The sequence below is a fragment of the Paenibacillus sp. RC84 genome, from assembly GCF_041260495.1.
Classification (GTDB): domain Bacteria; phylum Bacillota; class Bacilli; order Paenibacillales; family NBRC-103111; genus Paenibacillus_F.
On record NZ_JBGBYL010000007.1, the window covers coordinates 1 to 21,366 of the forward strand.

At 54.0% G+C, this 21,366-nt stretch carries 12 protein-coding genes and 1 pseudogene; 11 read left to right on the plus strand and 2 right to left on the minus strand.

Annotation, left to right across the window (positions count from 1 at the left end; all coding sequences use genetic code 11):
• The 8 genes from ABH899_RS16515 to ABH899_RS16550 all read left to right on the plus strand — a co-directional run.
• Positions 1 to 5,013, plus strand: a 5,013-nt coding sequence (locus ABH899_RS16515; protein WP_369998269.1) for an amino acid adenylation domain-containing protein, incomplete at its 5' end; no start/stop codon positions are given.
• A 105-nt stretch (positions 5,014 to 5,118) separates the two neighbouring features.
• Entirely contained in the window at positions 5,119 to 8,367 is a 3,249-nt protein-coding gene (locus ABH899_RS16520; RefSeq protein ID WP_369998272.1) for a non-ribosomal peptide synthetase, read from the plus strand.
• A gap of 31 nt (positions 8,368 to 8,398) precedes the next feature.
• Positions 8,399 to 10,183: an ABC transporter ATP-binding protein gene (locus ABH899_RS16525; RefSeq protein ID WP_369998275.1), complete on the plus strand. Its 1,785-nt coding sequence runs from the start codon at positions 8,399 to 8,401 to the stop codon at positions 10,181 to 10,183.
• A complete protein-coding gene (locus tag ABH899_RS16530) occupies positions 10,180 to 11,913 on the plus strand; it encodes an ABC transporter ATP-binding protein (protein ID WP_369998278.1) in 1,734 nt (577 codons plus the stop codon). Before ABH899_RS16525 ends, ABH899_RS16530 begins: the two co-directional genes overlap by 4 nt.
• Positions 11,914 to 12,142: 229 nt before the next feature.
• The gene (locus tag ABH899_RS16535; protein WP_369998281.1) at positions 12,143 to 13,582 is read left to right on the plus strand and encodes an AcpB/EbpR/MafR family transcriptional regulator; all 1,440 of its coding nucleotides are present in this window, start codon (positions 12,143 to 12,145) and stop codon (positions 13,580 to 13,582) included.
• A 129-nt stretch (positions 13,583 to 13,711) separates the two neighbouring features.
• On the plus strand, positions 13,712 to 14,425 hold the full coding sequence (deoD, locus tag ABH899_RS16540) for a purine-nucleoside phosphorylase (RefSeq protein WP_369998284.1): 714 nt from the start codon (positions 13,712 to 13,714) through the stop codon (positions 14,423 to 14,425).
• Positions 14,422 to 15,603: a NupC/NupG family nucleoside CNT transporter gene (locus tag ABH899_RS16545; RefSeq protein ID WP_369998287.1), complete on the plus strand. Its 1,182-nt coding sequence runs from the start codon at positions 14,422 to 14,424 to the stop codon at positions 15,601 to 15,603. Before deoD ends, ABH899_RS16545 begins: the two co-directional genes overlap by 4 nt.
• Positions 15,604 to 15,999: 396 nt before the next feature.
• Positions 16,000 to 16,989, plus strand: coding sequence for an aldo/keto reductase family protein (locus ABH899_RS16550; protein ID WP_369998290.1), 990 nt, complete (start codon positions 16,000 to 16,002; stop codon positions 16,987 to 16,989).
• Here the strand turns inward: ABH899_RS16550 and ABH899_RS16555 are convergent.
• A complete protein-coding gene (locus ABH899_RS16555; RefSeq protein ID WP_369998293.1) occupies positions 16,986 to 17,894 on the minus strand; it encodes a LysR family transcriptional regulator in 909 nt (302 codons plus the stop codon). The genes ABH899_RS16550 and ABH899_RS16555 overlap by 4 nt on opposite strands.
• A 196-nt stretch (positions 17,895 to 18,090) precedes the next feature.
• Here ABH899_RS16555 and ABH899_RS16560 point away from each other — a divergent pair, with 196 nt between their 5' ends.
• Both ABH899_RS16560 and ABH899_RS16565 read left to right on the plus strand, forming a co-directional pair.
• Positions 18,091 to 19,176: an AI-2E family transporter gene (locus ABH899_RS16560; RefSeq protein ID WP_369998296.1), complete on the plus strand. Its 1,086-nt coding sequence runs from the start codon at positions 18,091 to 18,093 to the stop codon at positions 19,174 to 19,176.
• Positions 19,177 to 19,276: 100 nt separating this feature from the next.
• A complete protein-coding gene (locus ABH899_RS16565; RefSeq protein ID WP_369998299.1) occupies positions 19,277 to 20,155 on the plus strand; it encodes an NAD-dependent epimerase/dehydratase family protein in 879 nt (292 codons plus the stop codon).
• 109 nt (positions 20,156 to 20,264) lie between these two features.
• Here ABH899_RS16565 and ABH899_RS16570 read toward each other — a convergent pair whose 3' ends face one another.
• Positions 20,265 to 20,717, minus strand: a complete 453-nt coding sequence (locus ABH899_RS16570) for a hypothetical protein (RefSeq protein ID WP_369998301.1) — start codon at positions 20,715 to 20,717, stop codon at positions 20,265 to 20,267.
• A gap of 92 nt (positions 20,718 to 20,809) precedes the next feature.
• On the opposite strand from ABH899_RS16570, the pseudogene ABH899_RS16575 reads away from it, so the two are divergent.
• A pseudogene (locus ABH899_RS16575) lies at positions 20,810 to 21,268 on the plus strand (FAD-dependent oxidoreductase); the annotation flags it as partial.
• Between the last annotated feature and the right edge of the window lie 98 nt (positions 21,269 to 21,366).

Below are 21,366 nucleotides of genomic sequence, written 5' to 3' on the forward strand. Positions count from 1 at the left end.
TTCATCCGGCTGGAGCGGATTCCGCTGACGCCGAACGGGAAAGTCGACCGCAAGGCGCTGCCGGCGCCGGAAGCGGGCGCGGACGGAGGCGCGGAGTATATCGCGCCAAGGACGCCGCTGGAAGCGAAGCTGGCCGCCATTTGGCAGGACGTGCTCGGTCTTCAGAAGGAAATCGGCATCCGCGATAACTTCTTCGACCTCGGCGGACATTCCCTGCGGGCGACGACGCTTGTCGGCAAAGTGCACAAAGAGCTTAACGTCGATCTGCCGTTAAGAGATGTTTTCCGTCACTCGACGGTTGAAGAAATGGCAGAGGCAATCGCACGGATGGAACGGCAGGAGCATGTCTCCATTCCTCTTGCCGAAGAACAGGACCATTATCCGCAATCATCGGCGCAGAAGCGGTTGTACATTCTCAACCAGCTTGAGGGAGCGGAGCTGAGCTATAACATGCCGGGAGCGCTGCTGCTCGAAGGGGCATTGGACCAAAACCGGTTCGAGGAAGCATTCCGCAGACTGATTGAGCGGCACGAGACGCTGCGCACGGGCTTCGAAATGGTGAACGGGGAAGCAGTGCAGCGGGTATATGCGGCCGTGGACTTCTTCGTGGAACATTTTTCGGCGGCCGAGGAAGAAGCGGCTGAAACGGTGCGGGATTTTGTCCGACCGTTCGATTTGGCCAAACCTCCTTTGCTGCGCGTAGGCTTGGTGGAGATGGCGGCAGAGCGGCATGTTCTGTTGTTTGATATGCATCATATCGTTTCCGACGGTGTTTCGATGGACGTGCTGGTGGAAGAGTTCGTCCGCTTATACAGCGAAGAAGCGTTGGAGCCGCTGCGCATTCAGTATAAGGACTACGCCGTCTGGCAGCAGTCCGAAACGCAGAAAGAGCAGCTAAAACGCCAGGAAGCTTACTGGCTTGACGTTTTCCAAGGAGAACTGCCCGTGCTGGAACTCCCGACGGATTATGCCCGTCCCGCCGTGCAGAGTTATGAAGGGCGGACGCTCGAATATTTCCTGGATGCCCAGAAAAGCGATGCTCTGAAGCAGCTTGCGGCGGAAACCGGAACCACGCTTTACATGGTTCTGTTTGCGGCCTATACCGTTATGCTGCATAAATATACCGGGCAGGAAGACCTTATTGTCGGCACACCGATTGCGGGCCGGAACCACGGTGACGTGGAGCCGCTGATCGGAATGTTTATCAATACGCTGGCGATCCGCAGCTATCCGGCAGCGGACAAAACGTTCCTCTCCTACCTGCAAGAGGTCAAGGAAACGACTCTCGGCGCGTACGAACACCAGAACTATCCGTTCGAGGAGCTGGTGGAAAAGGTTCAGATTGCCCGGGATTTAAGCCGCAATCCGATTTTCGATACCATGTTCACGCTGCAAAATACGGATAACAAAGACTTTGAACTTGAAGGTCTCCGGCTGACCTCGTATCCGAGCGACAGCGCCATGGCCAAATTCGATTTGAGCCTGGATGTTATGGAAGACAGCGGAGGTTTGGATTACAGCTTTGAATATTCGACCGCTTTATACAGAAAAGAAACGGTGGAACGGATGGCGCAGCATTTCGAGCAGCTGCTCGGTGCCATCGTGGAAAAGCCGGATACGAAAATCGCCGAGCTGGAACTGCTTACGCCTTCCGAAAAAGAGCAGCTGCTCGAAGCGTTCAATCCGGCCATGTCCGAGCTTCCGCAGAAGGTGCAGACATTCCACCGGCTGTTCGAGGAACAGGCGGAGCGCACTCCCGATGCGGCGGCCGTCGTCTACGAAGACAAGCAGCTGTCGTACCGGGAGCTGAACGAACGGGCGAACCGGCTGGCTGGTGAGTTGCGCGCCGGCGGCGTCGGCAGAGAGTCCATCGTCGGCATACTGGCCGAGCGTTCGGTGGAGCTGCTCGTCGGCGTGATCGCGGTATGGAAAGCGGGAGGCGCGTACGTGCCGCTTGACCCGGATTATCCGGCCGACCGCATCCGGTTTATGCTCGAAGACAGCGGGGCAACGGTGCTGCTGACGCAGACTTCTCTAAGAGAAGGCGCCGAGGCTTGGCTGGACGCGGAAGAGACGGCGCTGCGTACGATCCTTTGTCTGGACGACGAGAAGTCGTACAGCGGGGACGGAGAGAATGCGGCTATCGGAGTCGTTTTGGAAGGCAGCGTAATTGGGGCTGCTGATGAAAGCCGGGTGTCTGCGGATCAAGGAGACGGCGCTGCGTTGGGCAGCACGGCTGACAGCGGATCAGATGGAAGCTTGTCCGCATCAGGCACGCCGGACGGTGTCCCAGCCGAAACCCAGCCGCACGATCTCGCCTACGTGATCTACACGTCCGGCACGACGGGACGGCCCAAAGGCGTCATGATCGAGCACCGCAGCCTTGTGAACACGGCGGCCGCCTACCGCCGGGAATACCGGCTGGACCGGTTCCCGGTACGGCTGCTCCAGCTCGCGAGCTTCTCCTTCGACGTGTTCGTTGGCGATATCGCGCGGACGCTGTACAACGGCGGCACCATGGTCATCGTGCCGAAAGACGACCGGATCGACCCGGCCCGTCTGCACGGCTGGATCCAAGAACAGCAGATTACCGTGTTCGAATCGACTCCGGCGCTCATCGTGCCGTTTATGGAACATGTGGCGCAGCACGCGCTGGATATGAGCTCGATGGAGCTGCTCATCACCAGTTCCGACAGCTGCAGCGTAGGCGACTACCGCGTGCTGCAGGAGCGCTTCGGCTCGCAGTTCCGGATCATCAACAGCTACGGCGTCACGGAAGCGGCGATCGATTCGAGCTTCTACGACGAGCCGCTGGCGAAGCTGCCGGAGACGGGCAGCGTGCCGATCGGCAAAGCGTGGCTGAACGCGAGGTTCTACATCGTGGACGCGCACCTGAATCCAGTGCCGGTCGGCGTCCTGGGCGAGCTGTGCATCGGCGGACCGGGCGTGGCACGGGGGTACTTGAACCGTCCGGATCTGACGGAGGAGAAGTTCGTGGACAGCCCGTTCGTCGCGGGTGAACGTCTCTATCGCACGGGCGACCTGGCCCGGTGGACGGCGGACGGCAACGTCGATTTTATCGGGCGGATCGATCACCAGGCCAAAATCCGGGGCTACCGGATTGAAACCGGTGAGGTCGAGTCGCAGCTGCTCCAGACGGACGGCGTCCGCGAAGCGGTCGTCATCGTACGCGAAGACGGCAGCGGGCAGAAAGCGCTGTGCGCCTACTTCACGGCGGGCGGCGAGCTTGCCGCAAGCAGGCTGCGAAGCGCGCTGGCGCAGGAATTGCCGGGGTACATGATCCCGTCGTATTTCATCCGGCTGGAGCGGATTCCGCTGACGCCGAACGGGAAAGTCGACCGCAAGGCGCTGCCGGCGCCGGAAGCGGGTGCGGACGGAGGCGCGGAGTATATCGCGCCAAGGACGCCGCTGGAAGCGAAGCTGGCCGCCATCTGGCAGGACGTGCTCGGTCTTCAGAAGGAAATCGGCATCCGCGATAACTTCTTCGACCTGGGCGGACATTCCCTGCGGGCAACGACGCTTGTCGGCAAAGTGCACAAAGAACTGAACGTCGATCTGCCGCTGCGAGATGTTTTCCGTCATTCGACGGTTGAAGAAATGGCAGCGGCAATCGCGCGGATGGAACGGCAGGAGCATGTCTCCATTCCTCTTGCCGAAGAGCGGGACTATTATCCGCTCTCGTCGGCGCAAAAACGGCTCTTTATCCAGCACACGCTGGAAGGGGCGGATGAGCTTTACAACATGCCTGAAATGCTGCAGCTGGAAGGGCCGGTGGATATCGGCCGGATAGAGGAAGCTTTCCGGACATTGATCGCAAGGCATGAGACGCTGCGCACCGGATTTGAAATGGTTCACGGAGAACCGGTTCAACGGGTACACGCTCAAGTGGAATTTACAGTCGAAACGAGCAAAGCCGCAAAAGAAGACGCGGAACAGATCGTCCGCCGTTTCGTCCGCGCGTTCGACTTGAAGACACCGCCTCTGCTTCGCGCAGGTCTGATCGAACTGGGTCCGGAGCTGCACATTCTCATGTTCGATATGCACCATATTGTCTCCGACGGTGTTTCCATGGCGATACTGGTGGACGAATTTTCCCGGCTGTATGGGGGAGAGGAGCTTCCTCCGCTGCGAATTCAATACAAGGATTACGCGGCATGGCAGCAGAGCGAGACGTACAAAGAGCGTACACGGCAGCAGGAGTCGTACTGGCTGGGAGCGTTGGCCGGCGATCTGCCCGACGTGGAGCTGCCGGCCGATTATGAGCGGCCGCCGGTGCGTAGTTATGAGGGCGCTCATCTGGAATTTGAAGTCGGCGCGGATCTCACCACTGAGCTGGGTGTTCTGGCAGCCCGGTCGGGAAGCACCCTGTTTATGATCCTTTTATCCGCCTACAACGTGCTGCTGTCCAAATACGGCGGACAAGAAGATGTTATTGTCGGAACGCCCGTTGCAGGCAGAACGGATGCCGATCTGGAACCGGTTATCGGCATGTTCGTCAACACGCTGGCGATCCGCAACCGGCCTGCCGGCGACAAAACCTTCCTTTCCTTCCTGGAGGAAGTGAAGGAATCTGCGCTGGGAGCTTTCGAGCATCAGGACTATCCGTTCGAAGAGCTCGTGGAGCGCTTGAATGTGAAGCGGGAAGCAGGCCGCAATCCGCTGTTCGATACGGTGTTCGATATGCAGAATATCGAGGAACACGAGGCTTCGCTCGGAACTCTTCGTCTCAAGCCTTATGAGCTGGACGATCTGGAAGAAGCGAAATTCGACCTCACCTTGTTCATGTCGGAAGACAACGGCGCGCTCAGCGGAGGGTTTTTTTACGGGACGAAATTGTTCAAAGAGGCGAGAATCCGGACAATGGTCCAGGATTACTTGCATATCTTGTCCCAGATTTGCGAAAATCCCGAAAGCCGGTTAAGCGAGATCCAATGCCTCAAGCTTTCGAGCGGCACGAAGAGTTCGGTAGAAGCGATTGAATTCGCTTTTTAGACAAAGCCCTGCCAGGTACTAGTTGTTCATGCCTGAAGAGTGTGTGCCCAAAAACGAGGGCATGCACTCCGGGTATGAGCCGATATCATTTTAGGGGAGGTACGCATGAAATCGTTGTTTGAAAAGGAAGAAATGTATTGGAAAGAAAAATTCAATGCCGATGACAGCTTGACCTTTCTTCCTTACAATCTATCCCCCAAAGCCGCAGTAGGACCGATTTCTGAAGGGAGTCCGGACGTGGTCAGCCTCAGGCTGCCCCCCGCGCTGTCCGAAAGAATTCTCCGACTTGCCAACGGTTCGGATTTGGCAGTTTTTATGATCGTGCTGGCGGGAGTAAACTGCTTGCTCCACACTTACGCTAAGCGGGACAACGTGCTCGTGGGGATTCCGGCGGAAACGGGCCCCGGAGACGGACCGGCGATCCACGATTTTCTCCTGATTAAAACGTACATAAACCGTCAAAGCACGTTCAAATCCCTGCTTGGCCAAGTTAAGCTGGCGATCGGCGAAGCGCTGGAAAATCAGCATCTTCCGTTCCGTAAAATGACGGGTTCCCTGACTATCGAAACTACTCCCGAAGGGACCCCTATTCTGAATACGATAGTTACCTACAAAAACATCCATAAAGCGGATATTCAAGCAAAAGCCGCTGCGGATACTGTTTTTCAATTCGATTCGAATGAAAACTCTATCGGGATAAACGTGAGTTTTAACAGCGGGCGTTATAGCTGCGATTTTATTGAAAAAGCCGCCGGGCATCTCGTGCAGCTTTTGTCCGTCCTGTTAGTTCAGCCGGATCTTGAGCTCGGTGACGCGGATATGCTCTCGCCTTACGAAAAGCAGCAGCTGCTTGTTGATTTTAATAACACGGAAACGCGCTATGAACGGGAGCAAACGATTCACGGGCTGATCGAAGAGCAGGCTGCCCGCGTTCCGGAAGCGACAGCGGTGGTTTTCGAACAGGAACGCCTTACTTACCGGGAGCTGAACGAGCGGGCGAACCGGTTGGCGCGTACGCTGCGTGCGGCCGGTGTGCAGCCGGATCAGCTTGTCGGCTTGATGGCCGGACGCTCGCTGGAAATGGTGGTCGGCATCTTGGCGGTTATGAAAGCCGGAGGCGCATATGTGCCGATCGATCCCGAATATCCCGAGGAGCGCATCCGCTATCTTCTGGAAGATTCGGGTGCGAAGCTGCTGCTGACTCAGCGGCGGCTGATGGATCGCGTCCCGTATGCGGGAACTGTACTGGCGCTCGACGACGAGAGCTCTTACAGTGCCGACGGCACCAATCTGGAGCCGGTTAACGGGCCGGACCATCTGGCCTACGTTATCTATACGTCCGGCACTACGGGGAAACCGAAGGGCGTGATGGTGGAACACCACGGACTGGTCAGCTTGAAGCACATGTTCGAGGACACGCTGGGCATCACCGAAACGGACAGAGTCGTCCAATTCGCGAGTCTGTCGTTCGACGCGTCGTGCTGGGAAGTGTTCAAGGCGCTGTTTTTCGGGGCCGCTCTCTACATCCCCACAGCCGAGACCATTCTGGACAACCGGTCGTTCGAGCGTTTCATGCACGAAAACGGAATTACGGCCGCCATCCTGCCGCCGACGTATGCGGCCTATTTAAACCCGGATCATATGCCGAGGCTGCAAAAGCTGATTACCGGGGGCTCGGCCGTATCGGCCGAATTCGTGCAGCAATGGAAAGACAAAGTGCGGTATTTCAACGCCTACGGTCCGACGGAAGCTTCGATCGTTACCTCGGTTTGGACTGCCCGCACCGACGATATCGGACTAAAATCGGTCCCGATCGGCCGTCCGATTCAGAATCACCGGATTTACATTCTGGACGACCGTCTGCAGCTTGTGCCGGCGGGAGTAGAGGGTGAGCTGTGCATCGCGGGCGCTGGCTTGGCGAGAGGGTATTTGAACCGTCCCGAACTGACGGACGAGAAGTTCGTGGACAATCCCTTTTCGCCCGGCGAGCGGATGTACCGGACCGGAGATCTGGCTAGGTGGCTGCCGGACGGAAACATCGAATACAGGGGCCGGATCGACCATCAGGTGAAAGTCCGCGGTTACCGGATCGAAACGGGCGAAATCGAGGAGCAGCTTCTGAAAGTACCGTCCGTACAAGAAGCGATCGTCATCGCCCGGGAGGAGGCGGACGGTCATCAGTTGTGCGCTTACTTCGTGGCGCAATCGAAGCTGACGGCCGCAGGGCTGAAGGAAGCGCTGGCTAAAGAGCTGCCGGGGTACATGATCCCGGCGCATTTCGTGCAGCTGCTCCGTATGCCGCTGACGCCGAACGGCAAAATCGACCGGAAGGCGCTGCCCGCCCCGGAAGAGAGCGCGGAGCAATCAGCGGAATATATCGCGCCCCGCACGCTGATGGAAGTGAAGATAGCCCAAATCTGGAAGGACGTGCTCGGTCTCCGGAGGGTCGGCGTGAAAGACAATTTCTTCGATCTCGGAGGGAGTTCTCTGAGCCTCATGCGTTTGATTCAGGCGGTCTATGACGAAACCGGAATCGAAGTACCGCTGAACCAGCAGTTCAAGAATCTCACCGTGGAAGCGATGGCGTTCGGGAGCGGAGAAACGGGCTTGGAGAAGGGCCAATCGTTTATCAAGCTCAATAAAAACGGAGCCTTGAATGTATTTTGCTTTCCGCCGGGAAGCGGATTCGGCATCGGCTACCGGGAACTTGCGAACCTATTGGACGACCGATTCGTCTTGTACGGGACCGATTTCATCGAAGATTCGGAAAGTTACGAAGCGATGCTGGACGACTATGTCGACGAAATCGCGCGCATTCAGGAGAAAGCTCCTTACGTGCTGCTCGGCTACTGTTTCGGCGGGAATTTGATGTTCGAAGTCGCTCAAAGAATGGAGAAGAGAGGCTATCGCGTCTCGGACTTGATCATGGTGGATTCCTGGATTAAGGAGACTTTGACGCCCGCAGAGACGACTGAAAGCGAATGGCAGGAAATACTGGAGGATTTGTCGGATACGGAAAAAGAAATGATGGCGAACCCCCTTATCCGCGAGCGTGTCAGCATGAAGGTGCGCGCAACTTTGATGTATGAAGCGCAGCTCATAAACAGGGGAACGGTCGAAGGGCGTGTCCACGAGCTGATCGCCGAAGACAGCGATGCTTTCCGTCTGGAGCACGGTCTGCCGTCATGGCGCGGAGCGGCTCAGGGTACCTACACGGAGTACAAGCTTGCGGGCGCGCACGAGAAGCTGCTTGAGCCGGAATGCCTGGACGGGACGGCCAAAGTCATCCTCCGGATTCTGGAGGAAATCGCTCAGCGGAACGGAGCATCATCGAAGGTGCTGCATGGAAACTGACGGCCGGTCCATCGCCGGGAAAGGGGACCCAATGGCGGCACAAAAAAGCAAACGCGTATACGCTGCATGGAAAGCATTCCGCTGGTTATTAACGTTTATAAACCGTCACAGAGGCTGGATGATCGCAGGTACCGTATCCGCGATTGCGGCGGCCACCATCGAAGTGTGGACGGGCAGTTTGATCGAACAACTGACATCCCAGGCCGAGAACGGAGCGGGGCCGGTTGTCATTGAAATCGTGTGTACCGTTTTTTTCGTCATTCTGATCGGAGTGCCCGCGAAATACTTGATGATCTACGGGGTTGAGAAGAGCAGCGCGTTGGCTGTGAGAGATATTCGCAACCATGTGATGAATCATATCGGCAAATTGCCTATTCATTATGTGGAAAAACAGCATTCCGGCGATATTCTGTCCCGGATCAGCAGCGATCTTCAGCTTATTCATCAATTTATGAGCCGGGATTTGGCCCAGTGGTTTTATCATCCGCTGCTGTTCGTGGGCTGTTTCACTTATCTGATCTGGATTCAATGGGAGTTGATGATGTACAGTCTGCTGCTGTTTCCCGTCTCGCTGCTTGTGTCGCACTGGATCGGCAAGCAGCTTCAGCAGCTGACGGAAGAGGCTCAGGCAAACATGGGACGGATGAATATGAATCTGCAGGATACGCTTGGCGGTATGCCGGTGGTGAAAAGTTATTTGCTGTCGGGGCTGCTGTTCCGCTCCTATCAATCACTTCTGCTTCTGACGGCTCAGAAAAAACTGGCCGTGAAAAAAAGGGAATCGTGGGTCAATCCCCTCCTGTCCACGCTGATGCTCAGCCCGATCATTTTTGCCGTGAGCTACGGAAGTTATCTGATTTCCAAAGGGGAGCTCGGCACCGGAGAATTGATCGCGTTTCTTTATTTACTGAATCTGTGTTTGGAGCCGCTCGATCATATTCCCGAGTTGATCACGCGTACGTTCGAGATGTCCGGCGCTTTAAAGCGGGTTTCCGATATTTTGGAACAGCCTGCGGAAAATCAGGAGGGGCACGCGATTACAAAAACCGCCTCGCCGCCGGTCGAGTTCCGGAACGTCTCTTTTTCTTATGAAACCGGATCTCCCATTCTTCAAAACTTGAGTTTCACGGTGCCGGAAGGAAAGACGATCGCTCTGGTGGGCGCGAGCGGCGGAGGCAAGAGTACGGTTTTCAAGCTGTTGTGCGGCTTTTACCCGCTGGAGGACGGGCAGGGAAACATCTGTGTATTCGGTCAGCAGGTAAACGGCAGCAACCCGGAGCAGTTGCGTTCCCATTTTTCCGTTGTGACCCAGGAATCGTACTTGTTCAGCGGCACCGTGGCCGACAATATCGCGTACGGCCGGCAAGACGCGTCCATGGACGAAGTGATCGCGGCTGCAAAATCGGCGCAAGCGCACGCGTTTATCATGAGTCTGCCCGAGGGGTATCAGACGTACGTCGGGGAACGGGGCGGCTTTCTTTCCGGGGGCCAGCGTCAGCGGATCGCCATTGCCCGGGCGCTTCTCAAGAATGCTCCCATTCTGCTGCTCGATGAGCCTACATCCGCGTTGGATCCGGAATCCGAGGGCGCTGTGCAGGAAGCTTTGCAAGTTCTTATGAGCGAAAGAACGACAATCGTCATCGCCCACCGGCTGTCTACCGTTCAGAATGCGGATGAAATTTGGGTTCTGGAGCAGGGAAGGCTTGTGGAAGCCGGGACTCACGCGCAGCTTCTGGAGAAGAAAGGGTTGTACGCCCAATCGTTCCTCCAGGAGTTTACCGGTCTTGCGGAAAGCAAGGAGGTGGTCTACACATGAAGAGCGGCGGGTTAATCTCACAGGTAAAAGAACTCGTGTACTTAATGAGATTCATGAGCCGCAGACGCAAAATTCAGTACTACACAGGTCTCGGTATTACGGCGGTCAACCAGACGCTGTTTCTCGTTTCTTTCAGCCTGGTTGTCCAAAATCTGGTCAACTTTGCCGATTACCGCGATTCGGCCCTGATGTACCGGGCTTTTTACATCCTTGCGGGGGCTTTGCTTCTGGAAAATGTCATTTCCCCTTGGTTTACGTACTTGTATCAGCGCAGCGTCGAATTTACGATTGTGGACGTGCGTGAGCGCCTTTACCGGAAATTTTGCCGGCTCCGGCCGAAATATCTGGAACAGACGCACCACGGAGACCTGATGTCACGGGTAAATAACGATGTGGCCGCGGTGGAACTCACCTTTTCCAGCATTTATTTCATGCTGCTGCTGCAAGTGGTGTTCAGTGTCGGCTCCATCATTTCGATGGTGCTGATCGACTGGAGATTCGCCTCCGTTTCGCTGCTCGTTCTGCTTGTTTCTTTCTCGATCAGCGCCCGGTTTGCCCGGCAAATCCGTGTCCTTTCCGAGAAGTCGCTGCAAACTTTAGCCCGGATGACCGAAAAGTTTAAAGACTTTATCGGAGGCATTCAGCTCGTGAAATTGTTTCATATCCGTCCGGTTTATTCCCAGTACCGGAGCCTGAACGAAGAAGTGACCCGGCTTGCCGAGCGAACCGCAAGGAAGAACGGGCTGCAGGCCGCCGTCAACCATTTTGTCAGCTATGTCACGTTCTGCGGAATTATCGTCATCGGAAGTTTGCTGTATGCTTACGGGATGATCGGGATGGGAAGTGTTGCGGCGCTTGCCGTTCTCCAGATCAATCTGACCCATGCGATTATGAATTTCGGGACGGTGCTGTCTATGGCGCAAAATTCGTTAGCCGGAGCCCACCGGATTGAGGAAATTTTATCGGAGGAAGAAGAGCCGGAAAGGTTGGGATTGCCCGATCCTAAGAGGTCCTCGGAGGCGATGGTGGAGTTCCGGGATGTGGAATTTTCGTACCAGGCGGACAAAAAAGTGCTGTGCAGGATGTCCATGCAGGTATATCCGGGACAGGTCGCGGCTATCGTGGGCGCAAGCGGGAGCGGCAAAAGCACGCTGATCAAGCTGCTGCTCGGCTTCTATCCCGTGGACAGCGGGGAAATTTTGCTCGGAGGCAAACTCTTCGGCAGCTACACGCTGGACGAAATTCGCGGGCAGATCGCTTATGTGCCGCAGGAGCCGTTTCTGTTCAGCGGAACGATCGAGGAGAACATCCGTTACGGCAACCCGCAAGCGACGGCGGATGACGTGATCGAGGCGGCCAAGGCCGCGTATGCCCATCATTTTATCGAGGAGCTGCCCGGCGGGTATGGAACCCAGGCGGGGGAGCGGGGAGCGTCTTTGTCCGGCGGACAAAGACAGCGTATCGCGATTGCCAGAGCCATTCTGAAAAATGCCCCGATTCTGCTCCTGGACGAAGCGACGTCCGCACTCGACAACGAGTCGGAGCACTGGGTGCAGCAGGCTCTGAACGAGCTGATGAAAGGGCGGACGACGATTCTGATCGCCCACCGCCTAAGCACCGTGGAGAAGGCGGATTCCATTACCGTGATGAACCAAGGCACGGTTGTGGAGCGGGGAACGCACCGGGATTTGCTGGCTAAGGGCGGCTATTACGCGAGGCTGTACGGCTGACAGTCCCGGACCCGGCAGAAAGTTGTGCCCTTATGCCCGCGCAGGGCAGAACATCTTAACCGCAGTCCGGTTAACCGGACTGCGGTTATTTTGCGTGCGGAAGGGAACAACTGTTGAAGAGCCATTGTTATGTATACGCTGATCCGGACTGGAAGCATGGATAATTCGCTCCATACCGGTATAATGAGGGTACGAAAGTCGTGCGATACCGGGTCTGGAAGGTGATGAAATGAACAAGGATTTTAAGTTGATGAAAGCGCTGATCGAGCTGCTGGATTCCGAAGAGCGGTGGTTTACTTTCGGGGAGGCCGAAAGGCAGCTGGGCATATCGGACAAGTCCGTCCGGAAAGTGGTGGAGGAGATAACGGCGCTTATGCCCGGCACAATGAGTATCGAAGTTTCCAGAGGCAAGGGCATCTTCTTCCGCCGCGAACGTCACGGGCCGACTATCCGGGAAGTCCTTGTGGAGCAGTTCAGGCAGACATCTTATTACCGTCTCATGCACAGGTTGTTCATCTACGGCGGTCAGGCTTCCGCCGAGGAGCTTGCGGAGTTCCTTTATATGAGCGCTTCGTCGTTTAAAAAATTCATTATTCAACTGAATCGGGAAGATCTCCAGCCGTCCTGCCTGCGGCTCGCTTATTCTTCTCCGGCGCTTAAAGGAAATGAAATTCACATCCGGTATTTTTACTGGAAATTATTTTCTGATTCACACCCTTATACAGGCTGGCCGTTCGCAGAGGTTGATTTTCAGCAAATCCAGGAATGGATAACGGAATTGGAAGAGGAACAAGGGATCGTTTATTTTCTGAATTCCAAACGGAGCCTGATTTTCCTGATTGCCGTTACGCTGGAGAGAATCCGGCAGGGACATTCCGTTTCGGTAAGCGGGGAGCTTTACGATTGGCAAAACGGCGCTTTCCATGAATCCGTCCGCCGTTTAGCCGGAAAACTTGGACAAGAATACGGCCTGGACATTGCCGGGGAAGAAATTTATTTTCTGCAGTCGTTATGCAGCCTAAGTCAATATCATTACCGGAACGAAAGGGAAATGGCCCTGGAGCAGGAGGAGGCTCTCCTTAGGAACGATGATCCCAAATACCAGATGATGAACAACCTTTTACCCTTGCTCAGGGAAACCTTCCCATCGTTAGGTGCCGGCCACCGGTTTGTAATGGAAATGTGCGAGTTTTTCGAGAAGCTGATGATCGATAATGCCATTCCCGAACTGATGGCGGTATCGAAAAGCCGGCTGATCGCCTACATGCGCCAGGAAGAGCCTCTTATTTACGAAGGGGTAACGGAGTGTATAAACGGGTGGAGCCGTGAATACCCCGCCGTATCGATCAGCTCGTACCATCTCGTCAAGCTCGGTTTTATCGTCAGCTCCAATGTCCGGTACAAAAGCAAAAAGGCTTTTCTCATTATCGGTGAAGAATTTTCCGTCCGTCATTATGTGGCCAACCGGATTAAAAGAGAGATCGGCGACGAGTTGACGATCGAAACTTCCATCTTGCATGAACTAAGCGATGAAACCGTCCGTGAGCGGGAGATTGATTTTATTATAAGCACGATGCCCGTTGCGCTGAAAACCGTGCCGGCCGTGATTATTTCCGCCATACCGACGAAAAGAGACTTGGAAAACATTCGCAAAGAACTGCTCGAGTAAACGCTTGGTCCCGATTGTTCCGTATTCAACGGCTTATATGTGTCTAGTTTCCGGCCCCGGATTCTTTTATGCTGTGGTTGAAAGCGGTTGCGAACCGCCGATCCACGACAATCGAGGAGGAAACACAACATGAGTATCCACTTGGAAGCCAAACCCGGAGAAATCGCCGAACGCGTCCTGCTGCCGGGAGATCCGCTGCGCGCTAAATTCGTAGCCGAGCATTTTCTGGATGAGGTGCGCTGCCATAACGAAGTGCGAGGGATGTACGGCTATACCGGGTTATATAAAGGAGTTCCCGTTTCGGTTCAAGGTACCGGCATGGGTAATCCTTCAATGAGCATTTACGTGACGGAGTTAATCCGGGATTACGGAGCCAAGAAACTGATCCGGATAGGCACTTGCGGCGCGATGCAAAAAAATATCCGGATCCGCGATCTTGTACTGGCCCAAGCGGTCTCCACGGACAGCAATATGACGGACAAAATGTTTCATGGCTGCAGTTACGCCCCAACGGCCGATTTCGGCATGCTGATGCAGGCATATCAAGGAGCCAAGCGGAGCGGCGCCAACGTATTTGCCGGAAATGTGTACAATTCCGATGAATTTTACCGCCATACCCTCGACAGGCTGCATACGTTTATGGAGTTCGGCGTTCTCGCCGTCGAGATGGAAAGCACCGCGCTTTATACGCTTGCCGCCAAATACGGAGTGAAGGCGCTGAGTATTTTGACGGTGGGCAGTCAGCTTCTTACAAACGAACGTTCCGCGCACAAAGACAGCGAGCAATCTTTCAATCAGATGGCCGAAGTCGCCCTGCAGACGATCACTCAGGATGCCGTATGAAATATGCGCTGGCTCTGATCGGCCTTATCGTCATTTTGTCGCTTGCGTGGCTCGTCAGTTCGGACAAGAAAAACATCAAGTACCGTCCGGTCCTCGTGATGATTGCTCTGCAAATCATTTTAGGCATGGTTTTGCTTAAAACAGGCGTAGGAGAATTTCTGGTAAAAGGATTCGCGGACGGGTTTGCCAAGCTGCTCGGCTTTGCCAACGCGGGAACGGACTTCGTCTTTGGCGGAATCGTAAACGAAGGAATTCACTCGTTTTTCTTCCACGTCCTGATGCCGATCGTGTTCATGTCCGTTCTGATCGGAATCCTGCAGTATTACAGAATACTGCCTTTTATTATCAAATACATCGGGCTTGCCTTAAGTAAAGTGAACGGAATGGGGAAACTGGAATCTTACAATGCGGTCGCTTCCGCGATTCTGGGACAGAACGAAGTCTTTATCTCTATCAAAAAGCAGATCGGGCTGCTGCCGCGAAACCGTCTCTATACGTTGTGCGCGTCAGCGATGTCGACCGTATCCATGTCGATTGTCGGCTCCTACATGACGATGTTGAAGCCGGAATATGTGGTGGCCGCATTGGTGCTGAATCTTCTGGGCGGGTTTATTATCGCATCGATCATCAATCCGTACGAGGTGAAGCCGGAAGAAGATCTTTTGGAAGTCCGGGAGGAGTCGAAACAGACGTTCTTTGAGATGCTTGGCGAGTATATTATGGACGGCTTCAAAGTTGTCGTAATCGTCGGCGCCATGCTGGTCGGGTTTGTTGCTCTCATCGCCATGATTAACGGCATTTTCAGCAGTATATTCGGAATTTCATTTCAAAATATACTCGGGTATGTTCTCGCTCCGTTCGCTTTCCTCTTAGGTGTCCCTTGGCAGGAGGCCGTAAAAGCGGGAAGTGTCATGGCTACCAAAATCGTGGCGAACGAGTTCGTGGCTATGCTTGATTTTGTGAAAATCCAAAACGATTTCAGTGAACGTACCCGGGCAATCGTGTCCGTATTCCTGATCTCGTTCGCTAACTTCGGATCGATCGGTACAATCGTCGGCGCCGTTAAAGGGCTGAACGAGAAACAGGGCAACGTAGTGGCCGGATTTGGGCTGAAGCTCTTGTACGGTGCGGCTCTCGTAAGCTTTCTGTCGGCGACGATTATAAGTATCATATTCTGATAGAGCCGCCTTTGCAGCCGGGTGTGACGGAGCTGATTTTCCATCCTTCTGTCGAAACCGAGGAGTTAAAGGAAATCACAGATACATGGCCTGTGCGTCAGAAGGAATATGAAGTTTTTCGTGATCCCGATATCCGGCACATTCTTGCACAAGAGAATATTAAGCTGATCAAATGGCGGGATTTGCGCGATTTGCAGCGGAACGAATAGCGCACTGACGCCGGTAACTTGTACCGGTAGGCGCAAGAGGCTGATCGCACCGGAACCGGGCGGTCAGCCTTTTTATTAGGGATCGCCTACAAATACGAAAAAAATATTAAACTATCGATTATTATATATTTTTAATATCAAAAGGGGCTTGTTATAATCGGATTCAAACGGAAGGGAGGAACGAAAAATGAAATACAGGAAACTGGGCAAAAGCGGCTTGTCGGTTAGTGAAATGGCTCTTGGGAATTGGATCACACACGGGGCTCAAGTGGATGACCGCACGGCGCAAGCCTGTGTGAATGCCGCACTGGATGCCGGAATCACGACTTTCGACACGGCGGATGTTTATTCGGAGACGAGAGCGGAATCCGTTCTGGGAGTGTCTCTTAAGGGAATACGGCGTGACAGCATAGAGCTTTGCACGAAAGTCTTCCATCCCACGGGCAGCGGGCCCAACGATAGAGGATTGTCCCGCAAACATATCCTGGAAGGGTGCGACGCTTCTCTGCGCAGATTGCAAACGGATTATATCGATGTGTATTACGCACACCGTTTCGATTCGGACGTATCGCTCGAAGAAACCTTTTTAGCGTTTTCGGACCTCGTCCGTCAGGGGAAAGTTCTTTATATCGGAGTCAGCGAGTGGAATGCGGAACAGATCAAGCGCGGTGCGGCTCTGGCAAGAGAACTGCACGTTCCTTTCGTGGCGAGTCAACCTCAATATTCCATGCTGTGGCGTGTGATTGAAGGCGAAGTTATCCCGGCTTGCGAGCGTGAAGGAATCGGACAGGTGGTGTGGTCGCCGCTTGCGCAGGGGATTCTTTCAGGTAAATATGCGGCCGGCAAGCCGGTGCCGGAAGGTTCCCGCGCTTCAGCGGAGGCGGGTGCCCCGTTTTTCAATCGTTTGGCCGGACAGTGGCTGCATCAAGAAGTTCTCCAGGCCGTCGGTCGGCTTCGTCCGCTTGCGGAAGAAGCCGGTTTGACCATGCCGCAGCTTGCGCTGGCCTGGGTTTTGCAAAACCCGCAAGTATCGTCGGCTATTATCGGCGCCTCGAAGCCCGAGCAGGTACAAGAAAATGTAAAGGCGGCGGGAATCCGGCTGGATGCGGAGGTCATGAGGCAAATCGACCTTATTCTGAGCGGCATTGCGGAATTTGATCCGAGTAAAACCGGTTAACGATGGGAGGTCCGGGAAGCCTCGCCGGCTGTTTTTTCTTCCAGAACGTCGAGAAAATTCATCAGAACCGTTTCGTTTCTGTCTGTTTTCCAAGAAGCATAAAGAGGAACGGACGGCGCTATTTCACTAAAGGAGCGGAAGACGACATCCTCTCGCCGGAAGGCGGATACCGAAGAGGGAACGATTGAAACCCCTATCCCGGCAGCTACCAGATTAACGATCGTATACATTTGAACCGCTTCCTGGACAATACGGGGCTGAAACCCATGCTTCCCGCAAAAATCAAGAATAAGATCATGAAAAGAAGCTCCTTTATCACGCGGGAACAAAATAAAAGGTTCATCTGCCAGAGAATGTACGGACAAGGACTCTTGTTTAGCTAACCGGTGCGTGACGGGCATTGCGGCAAGCAGGGATTCATTTGCGTGAAGCCTTGAGGTTACATGAGGGGACGGGTCAGCCGAGCGCAAGAAGCCGACATCGACTTTTGCATCGTGCAGAGCTTGCAACTGTTGGGCGGTTGTCATTTCCGTCAGCGTAAGCTGAACATCCGGAAACCGTTCGCGAAACGCTTTTAAAACATTGACCATGGTACCGCCGACTGCCGAATCCACGAATGCGATAGATAAATTTCCGATTTTGCCTTGTCCGGTGAGCTGTGTTTTTTTGATGGACTGTTCCAGTTGAGCGACTAGGCTTCTTGACTCTTCCAGAAACACGGTTCCTGCAGGAGTCAACCGAACCTGTCTTTTGGTACGCTCGAACAGCTTAACCCCGAGTTCCTCCTCCAGGACTTGGATTTGCTGGCTTAACGGAGGCTGAGTCATATTCAATTTTTTCGCAGCCCGGTTGAAGTGAAGCTCTTCCGCCACTGCGATAAAATAATGCAGTTTTTTCAAATCCATAAAATCGAATTTCCTCCCGCAAGAAAAGAATAGTTGCTTTCCTCTGCAAATTCACTTTATCACAGGCCTGACGCGGCGGCAAAATTCCGAGTCCCGGTCTGTGTTTTTTTCTTGTATTGAGTTTCCTCCGATCCGGGTAATGTATGGCATAACGTAATTCGGCGCTTGCCGTACAAAAGGAAAGGGGGAGAGGAACATGTACATTCAGAGCCGTTTTTTCCGCGTATGTCTGGGAATTATCTCCGTGCTTCTGATTATTTTGCTTTTCAGTAAAATCAGTTTTGTGTTCAACCCCTTGATCACGATGATCAATATTTTGATCGTTCCGTTTATGATGGCGGGCTTTTTCTATTATCTGCTCCGTCCCGTGATCCAGTATTTAACGTCCCGGAAACTGAACAAAGTCCTGTCCATTCTGCTGGTGTATTTCGTCTTGACAGCGATTGTCATTATCTTCGTTGTCGGGGTATGGCCGACGCTTCAGCACCAGGTGGAAAATTTCGTGAACGGAGTTCCGGGACTGATCGAGAATTTTAAACAACAGATGGGCAGGCTGCAGCAGAACCGGATGTTCTCCATGTTCGCGGGAAGCGAATCGGATCTGTCGACGAAGCTTTCGGAATACTTGAACAGGGGCATTACGGCGGCTTCCGACTATGTGACCAATGTGATTTCGATCTTGACGAATTTCGTGATCATTATTGCGACCGTTCCGATCATTCTGTATTACATGCTGAAAGAAAGCGAACATATCCCGTCCTCGATTCTGACCGTCATTCCAAGGCGCTACCGCCGGGATGGGAAAGAGGTGCTCGCTAACATCGATTCTGCGCTTAGCGGGTTTATCGTGGGGCGCGTTATCATCACCAGTTTGCTCGGCGTCATGCTGTACATAGGATTTCTGATCATTGATCTTCCGTACTCGCTTCTGCTGGCCATTGCGGCTACGATCTTGAATATCATTCCGTATATCGGGCCTATTCTCGGAGCTATCCCGACGATTATCGTCGCTTTTACCGTTTCGCCCGCCATGGTCGCCTGGGTGCTTGTGGTTACGGTTATCGCGCAGCAAATCGAAGGAAATCTGCTGTCTCCTCACATTTACGGGAAAAGACTCGATATCCATCCGCTGACGACCGTCATTCTGCTTCTGGTTGCCGGGGATATTGCGGGGATACTGGGCGTCATTCTGGCGATTCCCGCCTACATTGTGCTGAAAATCATTATCGTGCGCATTTATTCGCTGTTTTTGGCGGATAAAGTGGAGGAGCTCGTGGAATAGAGGTTTGCTTGCTTGAATGAAGGGCTGCCGCCAGGCAGTCTTTTCTTTTTGGGGTTTGGGGAAAGAAGATGGTAAAATTTACGAAAGGAGGGGATCGACTATGCAAAACGTGCTTATTTTGGGCGGAACACGCTTTTTCGGTAAAAAGCTGACCGCGAACTTGCTCCGCAGCGGGGCGGATATAACCATCCTTACGAGAGGCAATGCTGCCGATTCGTTCGGTCCGGGTGTCAAAAGGCTTCATGCCGATCGCACGGATGCGGCTGCACTGCGTCAGGCGATCGGATCTGCGGATTACGACGTGGTCTACGACAATATTTGTTACACGCCTCAAGATGCGGAACATGCGGTGCAGTTGTTTGCCGGCCGCATCGGCCGGTACATCGTGACTTCATCGAAAAGCGTCTATCCGTTCGGAGGCCCCCGCAAAAGAGAGAGCGATTTCGATCCTTACGGCTATCCGCTGCCGTCCGTTTACCCGGACCAACCGGATTACGCGGAAGGCAAACGGCTCGTTGAAGCCGTTCTGTTCCGCAAAGCGCCTTTTCCGGCAGCGGCCGTACGGTTCCCGATCGTCCTGGGCCCGGATGATTATACGCGCAGGCTGCATTTTCATATCGAGCATATCAAGCGGGGACTTCCGCTCGGTATCCCGAACCGCGAGGCGCTTCTGACGTTCATCAACTCGGATGAGGCGGCTTCTTTCCTGGGCTGGCTCGGCACATCTTCGCTGGTAGGACCCGTGAACGCCTGCTCCAAAGGAGAGATTACGCCAGGTGAAATCGTCTCCCTTATCGGGGAGGCCTTGAACAAGAAAGCGCACGTTTCGGACAAAACGGAAGAAGAGCACATGTCCCCGTTCGGTGTACCGGAGTCCTGGTATATGGACACGTCCAAAGCCGAAGCAGCCGGGTATACGTTCCGTCATCTGGACGACTGGCTGCCGGGCTTGATCCGCAAGCTTGCCGGGGAAAGTTAAAAGGGAAGCAGCGGGCTGAATCGGCTAGGCTCTGAATTTACGGACAAAAAAAGGCACGCTCTTATAAGAGGGCGTGTCTTTTTTTATCGTCTAAAGTCAGGCGCTGCCGTCAGTCCCGGAAGCCTGCGGCCCGGCCATTTGCGGGTTCTCCTGCCGGCTGTGGGCGGGACGGGGATTTTATCCTGAATTTATAAAGCGTCATAAACAAGCTTAAACCTGCTATGAACGCGAATTTTTGATAATTAGGATAAATAACATCCATCCCAGGCAAAGGTACGGCAAATATCAGGAGCGGATAAAAACTTAAAAGCAAAAACAGAATAAATATCGTTAAAAACAAAGCCCGGTGAACCGTCAGTTTGCTTGTCATGAACAGCGTGCCGCTATAAATACCTGTTACTATGTACAACAAAATTTTGAAACTATCAAGAGCGAAAATGTTTGAGTAAACGGAGTTTGCACGTTTGTAATCCAGATACAGTTCCAGCGTTCCGATTCCGTAAAAGACAATCCCTGCCCCGACTAACCAAATTAAAATAAACGCCGTATGGTTCAGTTTCATAAAAGATATCCTCCTTAAATCCGTTAGGTTAAATTTACCATACTATTCATACATTGGATAGTTAAGGGGGTTAACGAATGAGTGCTCAGCGAGGGGCCGCCTTGCATTCGGCCCGGACGGTTTCCGGCTGGTCGGAGCGGCTGACGATCTGCACCAACGGTCCCGACGAGCTGACGGAAGAGCAGCGCGAGGAACTCAAGGCGCATCATATACCGGTTTTCGATTCGCCCATCGCGCGCATTGAATCGACCGGCGGTATGGTGGAGCAGGTTGTGCTTGAAGACGGCAGCGCAATCCCGTGCAAAGGGATTTTCTTCGCGCCCAAACTCGCTGCCGGTTCGGATCTGCCGCGTGAGATCGGCTGCCGCATCACGGAAGGGGGCTCGGTCACGGCCGATCCATTCGGTAAAACGAACGTACCGGGCGTCTTCTCCGCCGGCGATGCCGCAACCGAAATGTATCAGGCGATTACTGCCGCTTCTCTCGGGTCCTTGGCCGCCGTAGGGATAAACGCCGAGCTGCTTGCGGAATCCTGGGAAAGCCGGATCTAGCGGCGGATTCCGAAAATTCGCGGATGCGCGGATAGCAATCGGCACGCGACAAGCGACAAGCGGCAAACCGGTAGCCCTGGTACCTCCAGGCAATCGCC

Excerpts from the sequence above, each read along its gene's own strand:
- ABH899_RS16560 (WP_369998296.1), top strand. The coding sequence starts at position 18,091 with ATGTACATTCAGAGCCGTTTTTTCCGCGTATGTCTGGGAATTATCTCC.
- ABH899_RS16535 (WP_369998281.1), top strand. The coding sequence starts at position 12,143 with ATGAACAAGGATTTTAAGTTGATGAAAGCGCTGATCGAGCTGCTGGAT.
- ABH899_RS16565 (WP_369998299.1), top strand. The coding sequence starts at position 19,277 with ATGCAAAACGTGCTTATTTTGGGCGGAACACGCTTTTTCGGTAAAAAG.
- ABH899_RS16545 (WP_369998287.1), top strand. The coding sequence starts at position 14,422 with ATGAAATATGCGCTGGCTCTGATCGGCCTTATCGTCATTTTGTCGCTT.
- ABH899_RS16570 (WP_369998301.1), bottom strand. The coding sequence starts at position 20,717 with ATGAAACTGAACCATACGGCGTTTATTTTAATTTGGTTAGTCGGGGCA.
- ABH899_RS16530 (WP_369998278.1), top strand. The coding sequence starts at position 10,180 with ATGAAGAGCGGCGGGTTAATCTCACAGGTAAAAGAACTCGTGTACTTA.
- ABH899_RS16550 (WP_369998290.1), top strand. The coding sequence starts at position 16,000 with ATGAAATACAGGAAACTGGGCAAAAGCGGCTTGTCGGTTAGTGAAATG.
- deoD (WP_369998284.1), top strand. The coding sequence starts at position 13,712 with ATGAGTATCCACTTGGAAGCCAAACCCGGAGAAATCGCCGAACGCGTC.
- ABH899_RS16520 (WP_369998272.1), top strand. The coding sequence starts at position 5,119 with ATGAAATCGTTGTTTGAAAAGGAAGAAATGTATTGGAAAGAAAAATTC.
- ABH899_RS16525 (WP_369998275.1), top strand. The coding sequence starts at position 8,399 with ATGGCGGCACAAAAAAGCAAACGCGTATACGCTGCATGGAAAGCATTC.
- ABH899_RS16555 (WP_369998293.1), bottom strand. The coding sequence starts at position 17,894 with ATGGATTTGAAAAAACTGCATTATTTTATCGCAGTGGCGGAAGAGCTT.